Origin of the sequence: Pseudoalteromonas sp. MQS005 (genome assembly GCF_001661605.1) — a bacterium.
GTDB lineage: Bacteria > Pseudomonadota > Gammaproteobacteria > Enterobacterales > Alteromonadaceae > Pseudoalteromonas > Pseudoalteromonas tetraodonis.
In genome coordinates this window covers 17,205-33,819 of record NZ_LYRQ01000033.1, presented here as the reverse complement: position 1 = coordinate 33,819, position 16,615 = coordinate 17,205, and the positions used below count along the sequence as shown (strand labels likewise).

The 16,615-nt window shown below is 40.5% G+C and carries 17 protein-coding genes; 14 read left to right on the top strand and 3 right to left on the bottom strand.

What is annotated here, in order from left to right; all coding sequences use genetic code 11:
• Window positions 1-25: 25 nt before the first annotated feature.
• The 11 genes from ileS (at window position 26) to A9479_RS12400 (ending at window position 12,269) form a co-directional block, all read left to right on the top strand.
• Window positions 26-2,854, top strand: coding sequence for an isoleucine--tRNA ligase (gene ileS / locus A9479_RS12450; RefSeq protein WP_064663573.1), 2,829 nt, complete (start codon window positions 26-28; stop codon window positions 2,852-2,854).
• 12 nt (window positions 2,855-2,866) lie between these two features.
• Window positions 2,867-3,367 (top strand): signal peptidase II, encoded by a 501-nt coding sequence (gene lspA / locus A9479_RS12445; RefSeq protein ID WP_013464471.1) that lies wholly within the window; start codon window positions 2,867-2,869, stop codon window positions 3,365-3,367.
• Window positions 3,364-3,804 carry an FKBP-type peptidyl-prolyl cis-trans isomerase gene (gene fkpB, locus A9479_RS12440; RefSeq protein ID WP_013464472.1) on the top strand — a complete coding sequence of 147 codons (441 nt, stop codon included), beginning with the start codon at window positions 3,364-3,366 and terminating at the stop codon, window positions 3,802-3,804. Before lspA ends, fkpB begins: the two co-directional genes overlap by 4 nt.
• Window positions 3,804-4,733: a 4-hydroxy-3-methylbut-2-enyl diphosphate reductase gene (ispH, locus tag A9479_RS12435; protein ID WP_013464473.1), complete on the top strand. Its 930-nt coding sequence runs from the start codon at window positions 3,804-3,806 to the stop codon at window positions 4,731-4,733. Before fkpB ends, ispH begins: the two co-directional genes overlap by 1 nt.
• 30 nt (window positions 4,734-4,763) lie before the next feature.
• Window positions 4,764-5,798, top strand: coding sequence for a sensor histidine kinase (locus A9479_RS12430; protein ID WP_013464474.1), 1,035 nt, complete (start codon window positions 4,764-4,766; stop codon window positions 5,796-5,798).
• Window positions 5,795-6,499, top strand: coding sequence for a LytTR family DNA-binding domain-containing protein (locus A9479_RS12425; RefSeq protein ID WP_024602831.1), 705 nt, complete (start codon window positions 5,795-5,797; stop codon window positions 6,497-6,499). Before A9479_RS12430 ends, A9479_RS12425 begins: the two co-directional genes overlap by 4 nt.
• A gap of 114 nt (window positions 6,500-6,613) precedes the next feature.
• Entirely contained in the window at window positions 6,614-7,174 is a 561-nt protein-coding gene (gene pilV / locus A9479_RS12420; RefSeq protein ID WP_024602830.1) for a type IV pilus modification protein PilV, read from the top strand.
• Window position 7,175: 1 nt separating this feature from the next.
• Window positions 7,176-8,174 (top strand): PilW family protein, encoded by a 999-nt coding sequence (locus tag A9479_RS12415; protein WP_064663572.1) that lies wholly within the window; start codon window positions 7,176-7,178, stop codon window positions 8,172-8,174.
• On the top strand, window positions 8,162-8,665 hold the full coding sequence (locus A9479_RS12410; RefSeq protein ID WP_064663571.1) for a hypothetical protein: 504 nt from the start codon (window positions 8,162-8,164) through the stop codon (window positions 8,663-8,665). Before A9479_RS12415 ends, A9479_RS12410 begins: the two co-directional genes overlap by 13 nt.
• 1 nt (window position 8,666) lies before the next feature.
• Window positions 8,667-11,840 (top strand): pilus assembly protein, encoded by a 3,174-nt coding sequence (locus A9479_RS12405; RefSeq protein WP_064663570.1) that lies wholly within the window; start codon window positions 8,667-8,669, stop codon window positions 11,838-11,840.
• 9 nt (window positions 11,841-11,849) lie between these two features.
• Window positions 11,850-12,269 carry a type IV pilin protein gene (locus A9479_RS12400; RefSeq protein WP_013464480.1) on the top strand — a complete coding sequence of 140 codons (420 nt, stop codon included), beginning with the start codon at window positions 11,850-11,852 and terminating at the stop codon, window positions 12,267-12,269.
• Between the two features lie 6 nt (window positions 12,270-12,275).
• Here the strand turns inward: A9479_RS12400 and A9479_RS12395 are convergent, their stop codons facing one another.
• On the bottom strand, window positions 12,276-12,809 hold the full coding sequence (locus tag A9479_RS12395; protein ID WP_028835385.1) for a GspH/FimT family pseudopilin: 534 nt from the start codon (window positions 12,807-12,809) through the stop codon (window positions 12,276-12,278).
• A 78-nt stretch (window positions 12,810-12,887) separates the two neighbouring features.
• Window positions 12,888-13,433: a GspH/FimT family pseudopilin gene (locus A9479_RS12390; RefSeq protein ID WP_064663579.1), complete on the bottom strand. Its 546-nt coding sequence runs from the start codon at window positions 13,431-13,433 to the stop codon at window positions 12,888-12,890.
• 158 nt (window positions 13,434-13,591) lie between these two features.
• Here A9479_RS12390 and A9479_RS12385 point away from each other — a divergent pair, with 158 nt between their 5' ends.
• Entirely contained in the window at window positions 13,592-13,930 is a 339-nt protein-coding gene (locus A9479_RS12385; protein WP_013464483.1) for a P-II family nitrogen regulator, read from the top strand.
• 55 nt (window positions 13,931-13,985) lie between these two features.
• On the opposite strand, the gene A9479_RS12380 is transcribed toward A9479_RS12385, so the two are convergent.
• Window positions 13,986-14,750: an outer membrane protein assembly factor BamD gene (locus tag A9479_RS12380; protein WP_013464484.1), complete on the bottom strand. Its 765-nt coding sequence runs from the start codon at window positions 14,748-14,750 to the stop codon at window positions 13,986-13,988.
• A gap of 141 nt (window positions 14,751-14,891) precedes the next feature.
• Between A9479_RS12380 and rluD the strand changes: the two genes are divergently transcribed.
• The gene (gene rluD / locus A9479_RS12375; RefSeq protein ID WP_013464485.1) at window positions 14,892-15,869 is read left to right on the top strand and encodes a 23S rRNA pseudouridine(1911/1915/1917) synthase RluD; all 978 of its coding nucleotides are present in this window, start codon (window positions 14,892-14,894) and stop codon (window positions 15,867-15,869) included.
• Window positions 15,870-15,871: 2 nt separating this feature from the next.
• Window positions 15,872-16,603, top strand: a complete 732-nt coding sequence (gene pgeF / locus A9479_RS12370) for a peptidoglycan editing factor PgeF (RefSeq protein WP_064663569.1) — start codon at window positions 15,872-15,874, stop codon at window positions 16,601-16,603.
• Window positions 16,604-16,615: the final 12 nt, after the last annotated feature.

Below are 16,615 nucleotides of genomic sequence, written 5' to 3'. Positions count from 1 at the left end.
CCGATAGAAACGGAAAGTAGGATTAATGAGCGACTACAAACATACTTTGAATTTACCGGAAACAATGTTTCCAATGCGTGGCAATTTGGCACAACGTGAACCAAAAATGCTTAAAGCATGGTATGAAGACGACCTGTATGGTCAAATTCGCAGCGCAAAGAAAGGTAAAAAAACTTTCATTTTGCATGACGGCCCTCCGTATGCAAACGGCGATATCCATTTAGGCCATTCAGTAAATAAAATATTAAAAGATATTATTGTTAAGTCTAAAACCTTATCAGACTTCGATGCGCCATACGTACCGGGTTGGGACTGCCATGGTTTACCGATCGAGTTAATGGTTGAGAAAAAAGTCGGTAAACCCGGTGTTAAGGTAACTGCTGCAGAATTTCGCGAAAAATGTCGTGCCTATGCTAAAAAGCAAGTGGAAGGCCAAAAAGTAGACTTTAAACGTTTAGGCGTTTTTGGTGATTGGGATAAGCCTTACTTAACCATGAACTTTGACTTTGAAGCCAATGCAATTCGTGTACTAGGTCGCATTATAAAAAATGGCCATCTACATAAAGGCGCAAAACCTGTGCATTGGTGTACAGATTGTGGCTCTGCATTAGCAGAAGCAGAAGTTGAATACCAAGATAAACAATCGCCAGCTATCGATGTACGTTTTACTTTTGCTGATCAAGACGCAGTAGTAAATGCGTTTAACTTGGCTGATGGCCATCAAGGCACTGGCAGTGTAGGGACTGTTATTTGGACTACGACACCGTGGACTTTGCCAGCTAACCGTGCGGTTGCTGTGCATGCTGATTTAGAATACGCGCTAGTACAAGTAGACGATGAAGGTGCTCAGCAGCGTCTGATTTTAGGTTCTGAGCTTGTTAAAGATGCGATGGATCGTTTTGGCTTTAACCACTTCCATATCCTTGGCTATGTTAAAGGTGCAGCACTTGAAAACTTAAACGTTGCACACCCATTTTACGACTTTAACGTACCGGTTATTGTAGCTGAACACGTAACCACAGATTCTGGTACGGGTGTTGTACATACTGCACCTGGTCATGGTCAAGAAGATTTCGTGGCAGGCCTTGAGTATAATCTTGAAGTGGCTAACCCAGTTGGCGCAAACGGAGTGTACTTACCTGACACTGAATTATTTGCCGGTCAACATGTGTTTAAAGCCAATGCGAGTGTAATTGAGGTATTAAAAGAAAATAATGCTTTAATGCATCATCATGCATTAACTCACAGCTACCCACATTGTTGGCGCCATAAAACGCCTATTATCTTCCGTGCCACACCACAATGGTTTGTTAGCATGGATCAGGCTAACTTACGCAAAGATTCACTGGCTGAAATTAAAAATACTCAATGGTTACCTGAATGGGGCGAAAGCCGTATTGCCAACATGGTTGAAGGCCGCCCTGATTGGTGTATTTCGCGTCAACGTACGTGGGGTGTACCTATTGCATTGTTTGTTGATAAAGACACGGGTGCATTACACCCAAATACTCAAGAGCTGATTGAACAAGCTGCAGTACTTGTGGAAAAATCAGGTATTCAAGCATGGTATGACCTAGAGCCTGCTACTTTGCTAGGTGAAGAAGACGCTAAACAGTACATGAAAGTACAAGACACGCTAGATGTGTGGTTTGACTCAGGTGTGACTCATGCCTGTGTTGTTGATGCGCGTGAAGATTTAGTTGGTCCTGCAGATTTATACCTTGAAGGTTCTGATCAACACCGTGGTTGGTTTATGTCATCAATGATGACCTCAGTGGCAATTAATGGCCATGCACCATACAAGCAAGTGCTTACGCATGGCTTTACGGTTGATGAAAACGGCCGCAAAATGTCTAAGTCATTAGGCAATGTTATTTCGCCACAAAATGTGATGAATAAACTGGGCGCTGATATTTTACGTTTATGGGTAGCATCAACTGATTACACGGCAGAAATGACTGTATCCGATGAAATATTCAAACGTTCGGCAGATCGTTACCGTCGTATTCGTAACACCAGCCGTTACTTACTTGCTAACCTAAGTGGTTTTGATCCAAAAACGGATCAAGTTGCTGTTGATGATATGGTTGAACTTGATAAGTGGATTGTAGGGCGCGCAGCACAGTTGCAAGATGATATTTTAGCGGCTTACGATAGCTACCAAATGCTATTAGTAACGCAAAAGCTAATGAACTTCTGTACCGGTGAGCTTGGTTCGTTCTACTTAGACGTTATAAAAGACCGTCAGTACACGGCAAAAAGCGACAGCCATGCACGTCGTTCTTGTCAAACAGCGCTTTATCATATTGCTGAAGCAATGACGCGTTGGATGGCACCAATCATGAGCTTTACAGCGCAAGAAATTTGGGAAGCACTTCCTGGTGAGCGCAGTGACTACGTGTTTACTTCAACATGGTATGAGGGATTACAAGCACCAACAACGACCAAGTTTAGTAATGAAGACTGGCAAGCTATTTTAAATGTGCGTGACGAAGTGAACCGTCTGTTAGAAGCTGCACGTAAAGAAGAAGTGATTGGCGCAACATTACAAGCAACCGTAAACCTGTTTGCCAGCAAAGAGCTTGCAGCAAAACTTGCGGCGTTAGGCGATGAGCTACGTTTTGTGTTGTTAACCTCTGCGGTTAACGTTACCGAGGTAGATAGTCAACCTGCAGATTCACAAACTACTGAAATTGATGGTTTATACATTAGCGTATCAGCAACAGATGCTAAAAAGTGTGAGCGTTGTTGGCATTACAGTGAAGATGTAGGTGTTGAGCCTGCTCATCCCGAAATTTGTGGTCGTTGTGTAAGTAACGTTGACGGTGAAGGTGAAAAGCGTCAATTCGCTTAGGAGTTGTTTTTAGTGAGCAAACTAACCCAAAAAAGTGGTTTAGTGTGGCTTTGGTTGAGTCTATTACTGCTTGTAATAGACTTTGCCAGTAAAACACTGGTTGTAAACACCATGGCGTATGGTGAGTCAATTAATTTACTGCCTGTTTTTAGCATTACTTATGTGCATAACTACGGTGCAGCCTATAGCTTTTTAAGCGAAGCGGGTGGCTGGCAGCGTTGGTTTTTAAGTGCAATAGCAATCGCGATTAGTTGTTTGTTGGTGTGGTGGTTAAAACGTCTTCCAGCGTCTAATAAAGTATTATGTGGTGCTTACTCGTTAGTTTTAGCCGGTGCTATTGGTAACTTGTACGACCGCATTGCTTATGGTTACGTTATTGATTTTTTACATGTGTTTTACGAAGACTCACATTTTCCCGTATTTAATATTGCAGACTGCGCTATTTGTATTGGTGCTGCATTATTACTATTTGACGCCTTTACCGGCGAAAATCCAAAGGAGCACAAAGCATGAGCCAAGCTGTAATTGGTGAAAACTCAGACGTTATTTTTCATTTTTCTATTAAACTAGAAGATGGCTCTGCCGCTGACTCAACGAAAGTGCATAACAAGCCGGCTAAGCTCACTATGGGTGATGGCAGCTTAACCGCTAATTTTGAAAAATGTTTACTTGGCCTAACGGCCGGTGAGAGCAAAACATTTGAACTTGAGCCGGAAGATGCCTTTGGTCAACCAAACCCAGATAATATTTATTATGTGGACCGTAGTAAGTTTGGTGTAGAAACGCCGGCTAAAGTAGGTGCTATTATTGCGTTTACTCAACCTGATGGCACCGAGCTTCCGGGTTTGGTTCGTGAAGTGCAAGGCGAGTCAGTTACTATCGATTTTAATCACCCATTAGCGGGCCAGCGTTTAACGTTTGAAGTTGATATTATTGAGGTGCAAGGTTAATGGAAATATTATTAGCTAATCCACGAGGCTTTTGCGCCGGTGTTGACCGCGCAATTAGCATTGTTGAGCGCGCTTTAGATATTTTTGAAAAACCAATCTATGTGCGCCATGAAGTGGTACACAATCGTTATGTGGTTGATGGCTTAAAAAATCGCGGCGCCGTGTTTGTTGAAGAGCTTGATCAGGTACCGGATGACAGTATTGTTATATTTAGTGCTCATGGTGTATCACAGGCTGTACGCAGTGAAGCAAAACGCCGTGAGCTTAAAGTATTTGATGCAACCTGCCCGTTAGTGACTAAAGTGCATATGGAAGTTACCCGTGCCAGCAGAAAAGGCATTGAATGCATTTTAATTGGTCACCATGGACACCCCGAGGTTGAGGGCACTATGGGTCAATACGACAATCAACAAGGTGGCATTTACCTAGTTGAAACCGTTGATGACGTGTTAAAGCTTGATGTTAAGAACGCAGATAATCTTTTTTATTGCAGCCAAACAACCTTATCGGTAGATGATACTGCGGATGTGATTGATGCCTTACGCAGCAAGTTTCCTGCTATTGATGGTCCGCGTAAAGATGATATTTGTTATGCAACTCAAAACCGTCAAGATGCAGTACGTGACTTAGCAGACAAAGTCGATGTGCTATTGGTTGTAGGCGCTAAAAATAGCTCTAACTCCAATCGTTTACGAGAACTAGCTGATAAAATGGGCACGCGTGCGTACTTAATTGACGATGCCAGCAATGTTGAAGCGTCATGGTTTGATGGTATCAATAGTGTGGGGGTTACCGCAGGCGCCTCAGCACCTGAAGTGCTAGTGCAGCAAGTGATTACCCGCTTAAAAGAGCTCGGTGGTAACCAAGTAACAGAAAACCCTGGTGAAGAAGAAAACATTGTTTTTGCTGTACCAGTAGAGCTGCGTTAACTTAGAGATAAATCATAAAAGGAGGGTCGAATGGGTAAGCAACTGTCACCAGATGCGTTACTTTTTTCGGCCCTTTTTAATGAGCGTGGTGTGCTTGCATCCCTCGTAGTAACACAGGTTGTGGCTATTATATTAGCTTTTGCTCCTAATGCTGGCGATGACATATGGCTGCATTTGGGGGCGATCAGTTTGTTTCTCCATGTAACTGTGCTGGTCAGTACCTCTTTTTTATATCTTTGTCGTCGATTACTCGCAAAACAGACTCAGTTTATTCAGATCAGTTTTTTTATTGCTTCATATAGTCTCAGTACTGCTGTATTTAGTCTGGTGTTTTCTCATATTGCTTTTGATATTGAAAACGAAAAACAACTGACGTTTTTTGTGCTGCGTAATTGCATTATTGTATTTTTGCTTACCTTACTGTTTGTACAATTTTTGCTTATTCATTTTGAAAAAGAGCAGCAAACCAAAGCACTTTCTCGTGCAGAACTTGATGCTTTGCAGGCACGGATCCGACCCCACTTTTTATATAATAGCTTGAATACGGCGGCAGAATTAACGCATCATGACGTTGAGGCTGCAGAGCATGCAATTTTAGCACTGGCAGCGCTGTCTCAAGCTGCAATGCGTTCAGGTCAAAGTGTATTACTCAGTGATGAAATAACATTAACTAAACAGTATATTGCGCTTGAATCATGGCGCTTTGCAGAGCGCTTAAAGGTTGAGTGGTTATTACCAGAACATCTCCCTGCGCTATATATTCCATATCTAACATTACAACCTTTGGTAGAGAACGCAGTATGTCATGGCATTGAGCCAAGCCAAAGTGGTGCTACTATAAGTATTGAACTGCATGTGACAACACATTATTTAACCTTAATTGTAACTAATCCTGTACCTACTGAAACTGAAAATACTAGAGAGCATAACGGTATGGCTCTTGATAATATTCGTTCTCGTTTAAGTATTTATTATAAAGGTCGGGCGCAACTGACAATAACCAACAAAGATAATCAATTTAGAGTCAAAGTAGTCATCCCAAAACAAGCAGAGAATACGTTATGAATGTATTGATTGTAGATGATGAACCCTTAGCAAGGGCACGATTGAAGCGTTTACTCGCTGAGAACCATACATCCATTCATGTGCAAGGAGAGGCTAGTAATGGCAATGACGCTTTAACACAAATGAAAAAGCAGCAGCCTGATTTAGTGTTTTTAGATATTGATATGCCAGGCTTAAATGGCATCGAAGTGGCCAATCAACTCAATGATCTAGCGGTACCTCCGGCGATTATTTTTATAACTGCTCATCCTGAGCATGCACTTGATGCGATGCAGTTAAATGCAGCCGGATATTTGGTAAAACCTATATCAGAAAAAAGTTTGCAACATGCATTACAACAGCTAGGACGTTTAAACAGAGTACACCTGCAACAACAACAAACAGAAAAAATAACCTATCAATTAGCAGGCACCGTAAGAAGTATAAAAATAGAAAATGTTTTTTATTTTTATGCACAGGAAAAGTATACCAAAGTTGTGTTCGATGGTGGGGAGGCTCTAATTGAAGACAGTTTAAAGCAACTTGAAATGCAATATCCTCGTCACTTATTGCGAATTCATCGAAATACCTTAGTGAATAAAAATAAAATTTTGGCACTCCATACACTTAAAAACCATCAACATGTTATTGAACTCAAAGGGTGTTCACCTTTTTTAGCTGTTAGTCGTCGAGCGCTCAAAAGCGTAAAAAGCGTACTTTAGCACACCGACCTATTAACCGCTTATCAACATAATTAACCGTTGGTCGTGGTCCTAGTTGAATCTATTTTTTTATTGCATACACTTAGTATCAGATAATTATTATTTGGTTTTACTATGTCTTTGAGCACGTTTAAATTGCAAAAAGGTTTTACCCTTATTGAGGTCCTGATTGCGTTTATTATTCTTAGCTTTGGTTTATTGGGGGCTGTAGCCCTGCAAGCAAAAGCAAAACAAGCAAGCTTTGATTCAATGCAACGTGCTGCTGCTGTTGCGCTTGGTAATGATATTATCCAACGTATTCGGGCTAACGATACATCGCAACTAGCTACATTATACGACCTTGAGTTTACCAGCGAGACAAGTATTAATTCCTCTACAACCTGTTTTACAAGTTCATGCAGTAATGCACAAATTGCGAGTTTAGATATAGAGCAGTGGAAGCGTGCTATTCGTGCCCGCGAAAATACGGGATCACTTGATGGTGCCACCGTATGTATTAATCCAGAGTCGGTAGCAGGCTCTGGCGGTAAGGCGTTTAATATTGAGGTCATTGTTTCTTGGCAGGGTCGTCAAGAATTTAAGGCGAGTGAGGCAACAGGCAAAATTAGCTGTGGTGTAGCAGATAAAAGGCGCCGTTTAGTTGTACTTACTAGCTATATTTACGTTAGGAGCTAAGATGAAGCAAGCCGGTTTTACACTCATTGAAATGATGATCTCTTTATTTATAGGGGGATTAATTTTGGGTGGCGTAATGTTTACCTATATTGGTATGAAAGTGACGACCCGCGATACGATGACAATAGGTGAGCTGCAAGAGTCTGGTCGATTAGCCATTAATATTATGCAACGCGATATAGAACAAGTAGGCTTTTGGGGAACATTTTATGATGATTCGTTTACTGCAATAAATACATCATCATTAACAAATCCTACGGGTGATTGCTTTGAAGGTCTCAACAATGGCAGCTTTCCTGATTTAACCAGCAGCAGTAATTTTAAAACCCTTTATGCAAAAACAGCGGCAAGTTCAAGTGAACTTAATTGTGTTAATAACCCTTTAGCGGGTACTGATATTTTACAGGTTAAGTTTTTACAAGGTCACCAACTAGAAGTTGATGCCGCAGGTGTTAATGAAACGCAAAGTGATGAGAATTACTTTATTGCTGAGCAAGAAAATGCACGCTTTGTTCGAGGTGTTATCGACCCTGATAGTTTAAATGTTAATGCCAGTGTTTGGCCTTATAGCCATCATAGTTATTATATTGCTGAGCAAACTTATACAGTCAATAATAAAAGTATTACTGTACCCGCACTCATGCGAAAACGTTTAGTAGCTGGTTCTATGAATACAGAAACTATAATGGAAGGCGTGGAGAATATGCGTTTTGTGTTTGGTTTAGATACCACCACCGATAGTCGCGTGGATACCTATAAAAGCATTAATAACATGACAGCCACAGACTGGGAAAACCGCAAAGGTATTTTAACGGTACAAGTTTTTTTATTGATTAGAGCACTGCAACCTGATCCAGGTATTACACTCAAAAACCAAACCTATGTATTAGGGGAAGATACTAATAAACGCACCCTTACTTTTTCAGATAACTTTAGACGTACTGTATTCACAACAACTATCCGTTTAAATAACGTGGGAGCAAATTTATGGCGTATTTAATCCCGATGAAAAATAAACAGCAAGGTGTGGTGCTTATCACTGCACTAATAATGGTCATAGCCGTTACAGGTATTGCAGTGACCTTAATGAGTAGCAGTAGTATAGATATTAAAATTACTAATTCAGCACAAGAGCGAGAAGTTGCCGAAAATGAACTTATCGGCGAAGTGCAGCGCATGATTGCCGATGAAGCGAGCAATGGTGCAACAAATCAATTTTTCTTAACGCCAGAGGAAGTAACTTCCATGGCCTCTGGTAATGAAAAAGGCATGGTTATAGCCGAACATAATGATATGCAAAGTAGAATGATTAACTTAAATAAAGGCGTGCTTGATTTAGAATGTCCTCGTCGTTTTAGTTTTACAGCTGGGATCTCATGCAACATGGTACAAGTTTCAACAACTATTGAGTATGGCTCTAAAAGTAAGCACCAACTAACAATTGTGACAGGCGTAGCCCAAGAGATGGCTAGCCTAAGCAAGGGGATTTAAAATGAAACTGATACTAAATAAAGCACTCATTTCTTTAATAGGAATAATGCTTAGCATGTCAGCAGGCGCTGAAGATATAGAGCTGTATGTTAATCATAATGTACAAACCAATGAAAAGCCTCGCGTAATCATGATTTTTGATACATCGGGAAGTATGGCATGGGATGTAAATGATGGTGATGCCTGTTATAAAAGAAGCGGTAGTAGTTATTACGAGGTTGATTGCTTTGAAAGTAAAGACAGTTATAAACGAAATGAGCAATGTTATAAAAGAACTAGTTACTACAATTATGAACCCACATGTAGTGATAGCCGCTTAAGAGTTGCGCAAAATGCTATCACCCAATTAGTGAACGATAACGATGATATTGAATTTGGTTTAATGCGCTTTAATGGTAGTAATGGTGGGTATGTTTTAGCCAGAGTAGGGGCTGAAAAGTCATTTTTACTAAATAAAGTAGAAGAGTTACCTGCAAGTGGTTCAACTCCATTAACAGAAACACTCTGGGAAGCCTACCTGTATATCACGGGACAAAACGTATATTACGGGGGAAATACTAATGAACGAGATTTTACAGCAGAGTCATCAGGGATATATAAATCACCCTTTGCGCCTGTTACTGGCGAGCCACTTAGGTGTGATAACAGTATTAATATTATTTTAATGACAGACGGCGATCCAACCAACGATTCAAATAGAAATAATGATATATACAACCTTCATAATAGTTATTTCTCTGGTAATCCGCCTGCTGTTAGTAACAGCTATTTGGCGGCGCTAGCAAAAATTATTCACGGTACAGATGATGTAAAAGTTGACTTGTATAGCAAAACTAAGAACGTACTTGACATAGGACGTGTATTTCCTATCGGTTTTGGTACGGGTATGAGTGACTCAGGTAAAAACTTACTTACTGAGACTGCAGATTACGGTGGTGGGCAATACTTACATGCGAATACAGCTGCGCAACTATCTGATGCACTTAAAAATACGATTTCTCGTATTCGTGAAGTAAATGACAGTTTTTCATCGCCGTCAGTGGCGAGTAACAATGTAGATCAAACTCGAAGTCGTGATGCTATTTATTTTGCTATGTTTTATCCAGAAACCGGGGCGCGCTGGCGTGGTAACCTGAAAAAGTTAAAGGTATCGGGCAGCCAAATAGTCGATGCAACCAACAAACAAGCCCTTAATAGTGACGGTTTAATTTCAAAAGAGGCAAAAACATTTTGGTTACCTGCGGGCCAACCCGCTGATGGTAACGCGGTTGCGCAGGGGGGGGTAAACCATTATTTAAGCACCATAGATCCACTTGCTCGTAATTTATTTACGGAGAATCAAGGCTCGATTGTTAGTTTTGATACTTCGGCTGTTAGTGACATTCTCAGTGGCATTGTTAATAACCCGCTGACCTTATCCACTCAAGATGTTAATTGGGCAAGAGGAGTAGATGTTGATGATGAGGACAAAGATGGCTCATCACAAGACCAACGCGCTGATATATTTGGTGATCCTTTGCATTCAAAACCAATTGCAATTGATTATGGTAATGATGATATTCGCATCCTCATAGGGACAAATGCTGGCTTCTTACATATGTTTAAAGATGCCGGTGAGACTGTAAGTGAAAGTTGGGCATTTATACCTTCAGCACTGTTTGACATTATTAAACCACTTAGAAATAAACAAGCAGATAGTAAAGTATATGGTATGGATGGCCCTATCAGTGTCTACTTTAGTAATAAAAGCTTAAATAGTGAAGGTTTGAATGACGGTATTATAGATGCTAGCAAAGGAGACGAGGTATGGGCTTTTGCAGGAATGCGCCGTGGTGGTAAAAACTACTATGGTTTAGATATTACAAATCCTAATCAGCCAAAACGTCTTTGGAGCAAACCAATTGAAGGGGGTAAAGGCGACTTTACTGAATTGGCACAAACGTGGTCAAAGCCACAAATAGCTTATATTAAAGCTTTTGGTAATAAGCCTTTGCTTGTGTTTGGCGCGGGTTACGATACAAATAAAGATGCGGCAATAAGAGCAGAGGACTCAAAAGGGCGTGGTATTTATATTGTTGAGGCAAAAACAGGCAGCTTAGTTTGGGCGTTAACCCCAGACAGTAATGGCTTTAAAGGTAAACACAGTATTGCTGCTGATTTAACTACGCTTGATTCAGATTATGATGGCTACATTGATAGAATTTATGCCTCAGATACCGGTGGTAATATTTGGCGAATTGATATGCCTGGAGAAGATAGCAGTGAGTTTAGCCATTTCAAACTTGCAGAGCTAGGTAGTAATCAAGATACTCAAGATAGACGCTTCTTTTATAAGCCATTGGTTGCGCGTACTTTGTTTAGTAAAGTAACAGAGACCACGGTTAATGGTAATAAAGTGATTACTCGTTTAGATACTCCTTATGATGCAGTTGTTATTGGCAGCGGTAACCGTTCAAAACCAACGAATACAAACGAGCAAGATCAATTGTTTATGATCCGTGATGAGAATACTCTGACGCGTTCATTTAAAACTAATGCTCCTGCGCCAATTGTGCCTGCAGATTTAATGGTGATGAATAGTGACCCCTTTGGTAATACTTTAGATGACTTAGATGGTTTCACCCTTGTTGAAGCTGAACTGGCGAAAAAGAAAGGGTGGCGTTATGAGCTAGCGAAAGGTGAAAAGTCATTAGCTGCAGCTACCGTTGTTGGTGGGGTTGCTTATTTTACCTCTTTCACGCCAGCATCTGATGAAGTTGTAGAGAATCAATGTTCTTTAAGTGGCGGTGGCGGCGCACTTTATGCTTTTCATTTGCATTACGGTACTAAAGTGTATGAACAACTAAAATTTGCAACCAGTTATGATGTGCCAGATACACCACAGCTTTATTTTGGTGCGACTAATTCCTGTGCTGATTCTAACAATGATGGAAAATGTGATGATAATCCAGAGGAAGATGTTATCGAAGAGAGCCAGTTTTTTCTAATTGGCCCTGGGATCAAAGGGGAACAAGCTGAAAATCCACTTAAGCCAATAGAAATTACAGGACCTGGCTTAAAAGTGGTAGATGGTAAAATTAAGCTAGTGAATGATAAACAACCCATTGGCTTTGGTTTTAAAACGCAGCAAACATATATTTATAAGCGTGAAGAAAACGATGAGATCAACAATTAAGGGCTGTATATGAATAAGACACAACAAGGATTTACATTAATTGAGTTAATGATCACCGTTGCGATTGTTGGCATCATTGCCGCCATTGCAGTGCCTAATTACAGTGAATATATAAAAAGGGCATCACGCGCAGAAGCCGCTTCTGCGCTTTTAGATGCGGCAAACAAGCAAGAGCAATACTTTGTGGATAACCGAGCATATTCAACTTCGTTTAGCGACTTAGGTATTCAAAGTAAAACTGAAAACGGTCATTTTGAGCTAACAATTAATGTGGTTAATAGCAATGAATTTACAATCACTGCTAAACCCATTGCTGGTGCCGTGAAAGGGGATGCTGATTGCACGTCATTAACCATTAATGACGTTGGCTTAAAAGGAGCAACGGGTAGTAAAGGCAATACCGACATCAACTATTGCTGGGGTAGATAACATTAGTTATTTTTGGCATTTGTTGGTAGATTTTATTCGTATTCGCCCAGTTTGACTTATTGACAGAGCAAGCCCCTCAAGGCTTGCTTTTTCGTTATTTGGGCAATAGATAAAAGTACCGTTTTGAAAGCCGTTTAAAGAGCCGTCGGGTCTAAAAGTGATGGCATCCCGAGGATACTCTAAGCTATCAGAGGGATGGGTATGTTCAAAGGTACTAATAAGGCGCTCGTCATCATCCAAAGAGGTTGACTTGTCGTTATCAATAAAAAGTGACACCTGATTGTCCCAATCATCTTCTAAACACTCATTATTTTTCAAGGCACATAGAGTGACGTAGCTATTATTTTCTATTGCATAAAGACGTGCATAATTAATGTTTCTGTGTAATAGATTAATCTGGTTATCTGCGCGATTGAGCGCCAAGAAATCAGGAAAAAACCATAAAGAAAGTTGGCTTAGTATCGCTATAACTGAAATGGTTACTAGTAATTCTAATAATGTAACGCCACCATTTTTGTGAACACTTATAATTAACTTCATCCCTGAAGCCTTTCATTGAACAGTCCATTATATTAGTTTAGTAAACAATCAAAAAAACGACAAAGTATGAAATGGCTTTTAACCACAGCTCTCTGTGGTATCCCCTAAATAAAAAGCGGTGCCTGATTGCGTTAATGTTAACGCTTTTTGGTTTTTGTTGTCGCCGTTAGGACAAAATATGAAGTTCCCAGGATTTGTAGTTATACGTCCGCTGGTATTAAATCGTATACGGGTATCTGTAAATGAAACGCGATCATTAGGACTAATTTCCTCCATGACTCTGATCAAGCTATCTGTTTCATTATTATATTGGCCATTATTATTAGCATCTATAAAGGTAATAATTACTTGATCAACATCCCATTTACTTGAGCAAGTTAGGGTTTTATCACTACTTTTTACTTTTGTACCTGGAGCAGCGCACACAATTACGATCTCATCGGTACTAGCCGCTTGTGAGCGTGCAAAGCTAATATTACGTTTAAGTTCTAATAAAAAATTTTCACCTCGGTTTTCTTCCAGCATATCGCTACTGTTCCACAACGCAATAGTGGCTATAATGCCAACAATGGCCACGGTGACCATTAACTCTAATAAGGTAAATCCACGGTGCTTAGTTTTCATATAAATCTCATTAACTCGGTGATGTTTTAGTATAGTTATTTTTATTAAAATAATCATACCATGATTATTTTTCACCGGTGCTATTCAATCTCTTTGTTTGCTATGAACCTCATGATTGTCTAAAATCGAGGCAACTGAAGCTTTCAAAAGTAATTACTATGAAAAAAATAGAAGCAATCATTAAACCGTTTAAGCTCGATGATGTGCGTGAAGCATTATCTGATGTAGGCATTACGGGTATGACAGTAAGTGAAGTAAAAGGGTTTGGGCGTCAAAAAGGCCACACAGAGCTATACCGTGGTGCTGAGTACATGGTTGACTTTTTACCTAAAGTAAAACTAGATATTGTGCTCGGTGATGAAGACGTAGAACGTGCTATTGATGTTATTGTTAAAACAGCACAAACTGGCAAAATTGGTGATGGTAAAATATTTGTCACTGACGTAGAACGTGTGGTTCGAATTCGTACTGCAGAAGAGGATGAAGAGGCTATATAGTCGAGTAAACCTCGTAAAAAAAGGCGCTAATTTTATAACTAGCGCCTTTTTCGTGTTATTTATTTCTGCTATTAAATTTACGCGTTTGCTCTGCATGCTGACTTAGTTCAGTCAAGCCAAGCTTCTCGTAACTTTTTTCCATCATGGCGAGTGCCGCATCAAGATAACTACTTTGTGAGTAGTGCTCTACCACATATTTACCGCGATTTGCGGCTGCTAAATAGGCTTCACGTTCGTAATAGTAAGTTGCCACTTTTAGCTCATAACGTGCCATGCGGTTTAATAACCAAACTAAACGACGTTTTGCTTCTGGCGCATAATCACTTTCTGGAAAACGTTTAACCAAAGTTGATAAGTCGGTATAAGCAACACGGGTGCGTTTAGCATCTCTGTCGGCTCTGTCTACGCCAAAGTATTCTTGGAAAGCATTTTTATCCGCCTTAATATTAACCAAGCCACGCATGTAGTACATGTAATCTAAATCTTTGTGGTTTGGGTTTAAGCGAATAAAACGGTCGATTGTAGCAAGCGCTTGCTCTGTATTACCTGATTGGTAATGTGCATACACTAAATCCATTTGGACTTGTTTTGAAAACGGACCAAACGGGTAGCGAGAATCAATTGCCGTTAATAATTCAATTGCACGAGCGTATAAACCAGAATCAAGCGTTTGTTTTGCATCTTCGTATAGTGCTTGTGCCGATCTGTTGGGTACGCGTTGAATATCTTCTTGGTCAGGTGCAGACGAGCAGGCCCCTAAACTAAGCACTGAAACTGAAAAAACAATGGCGAATGCACGTTTCCCTATTTTATTTATCATTTTATTTGTTACCTTCGATGTCTTCGGCTAGGCCAAGTGGGTAAAACCGAGTAAACTATGCGTATTATGTTATGCTTTTATTAAAAGCGATTCTAACCCAGTCAAGCAAAGCTTGCACTGGTAAATTGGGTAAAGTTACTAATGTCAGAGCAAATATCTCTCCAAGCCGAGGTCCCAACAGACTTAGGTGGTAAACGTCTAGACCAAGTATTAGCACAATTGTTCCCTGATTATTCACGATCACGGATAAAAACGTGGATTTTAGATGATAAAATCACCGTTGATGGTGAAATTTTCAACACCCCGCGTGAAAAACTACTCGGTGGTGAAGTTGTAGCTGTTGAAACAACAATAGAAGCACCTCGTGAATACGAAGCACAAGATATCAAATTAAACATCGTTTATGAAGACGATGATATTTTAGTGATCAACAAACCAATGGGATTAGTGGTTCATCCTGGCGCAGGTAACCCTGATGGTACGGTGTTAAATGCTTTACTACACTACTACCCAGAAATTATTAACGTACCACGAGCGGGTATTGTGCATCGTTTAGACAAAGACACAACAGGTTTAATGGTTGTTGCTAAAACGATTCAGGCACAAACACATTTAGTTAAAGCACTGCAAAAGCGCGAAAACTTCACACGTGAATATGAAGCGTTATGTAATGGCACTATGACAGCCGGTGGTATGGTTGAAAAACCAATTGGTCGTCATGCTACGCAGCGTACGCATATGGCAGTTCATGAAATGGGTAAACCAGCTATTACGCATTACCGTGTTGCCGAAAAATTCCGCGCCCATACTCGTTTGCGTTTACGTCTTGAAACAGGTCGTACACACCAAATTCGTGTGCATATGGCGTACTTAAACCACCCATTAATTGGCGATCAATCTTATGGCGGTCGTCCTCGTCCACCAAAAGGGGCAACGCCTGAGTTATTTGAGTTACTGCGTAGCTTTAAACGCCAAGCGCTTCATGCCGTTAAATTAAGTATTGCGCATCCAATCACCGGTGAAATGATGACCTGGCAAGCGCCTATCCCTGATGATATGGTCCAAATGACTCAAGCACTGCGTGAAGACACAAAAGCAAACCCTGATATAGCGAGTTAACAATGTTTGGCTTATCAGCTACATGGCAATCTCTTCATGGTGTAGATACATTGAGTACTACACGTGAAGGGGGCGTATCTAAGCCTCCATTCGATAGTTTGAATTTAGGGTTGCATGTAGGTGATAACAGCCAAGATGTATTAAATAACAGAGCACGTGTAAATGCTCATTTGCCTAAACCGGCAATTTGGTTAAATCAGGTTCATAGCGCTGATGTAATTACAGTGGATGAGCGATTTGACCCCAACCAAACACTCACAGCCGATGCGCTATATACGCAATTACGCAATCAACCTTTAGCCATAATGACCGCTGATTGTTTACCTATTTTACTCTCATCGAGTGACGGGCAAGAAGTGGCCGCAATTCATGCTGGTTGGCGAGGGTTAGAGCAAGGGGTGATCAACAATACGCTGGCATGTTTTAAAAATGCCTCGGAGAATATACATGCTTGGTTAGGTCCTGCAATAGGGGCTAATCAATTTCAAGTCGGTCAAGAGGTAGTCGAGTTATTTACAGCAAATAACCCCCTAATGCACAGCGCGTTCAAAGCTCAAAATAATGAAAAGTATTTAGCTGATATCTATCTAATAGCAACTATTTTACTTAATCAACAGGGCGTTATAAACATTAGCGGGGGTGAATATTGCACTGTAACTCAAGCTAACTTGTTTTTTTCTTATCGGCGCGATGGCCAAACCGGTCGTATGGCAAGTTTGATCTGGCGCAAGTAAATAATCATTAGG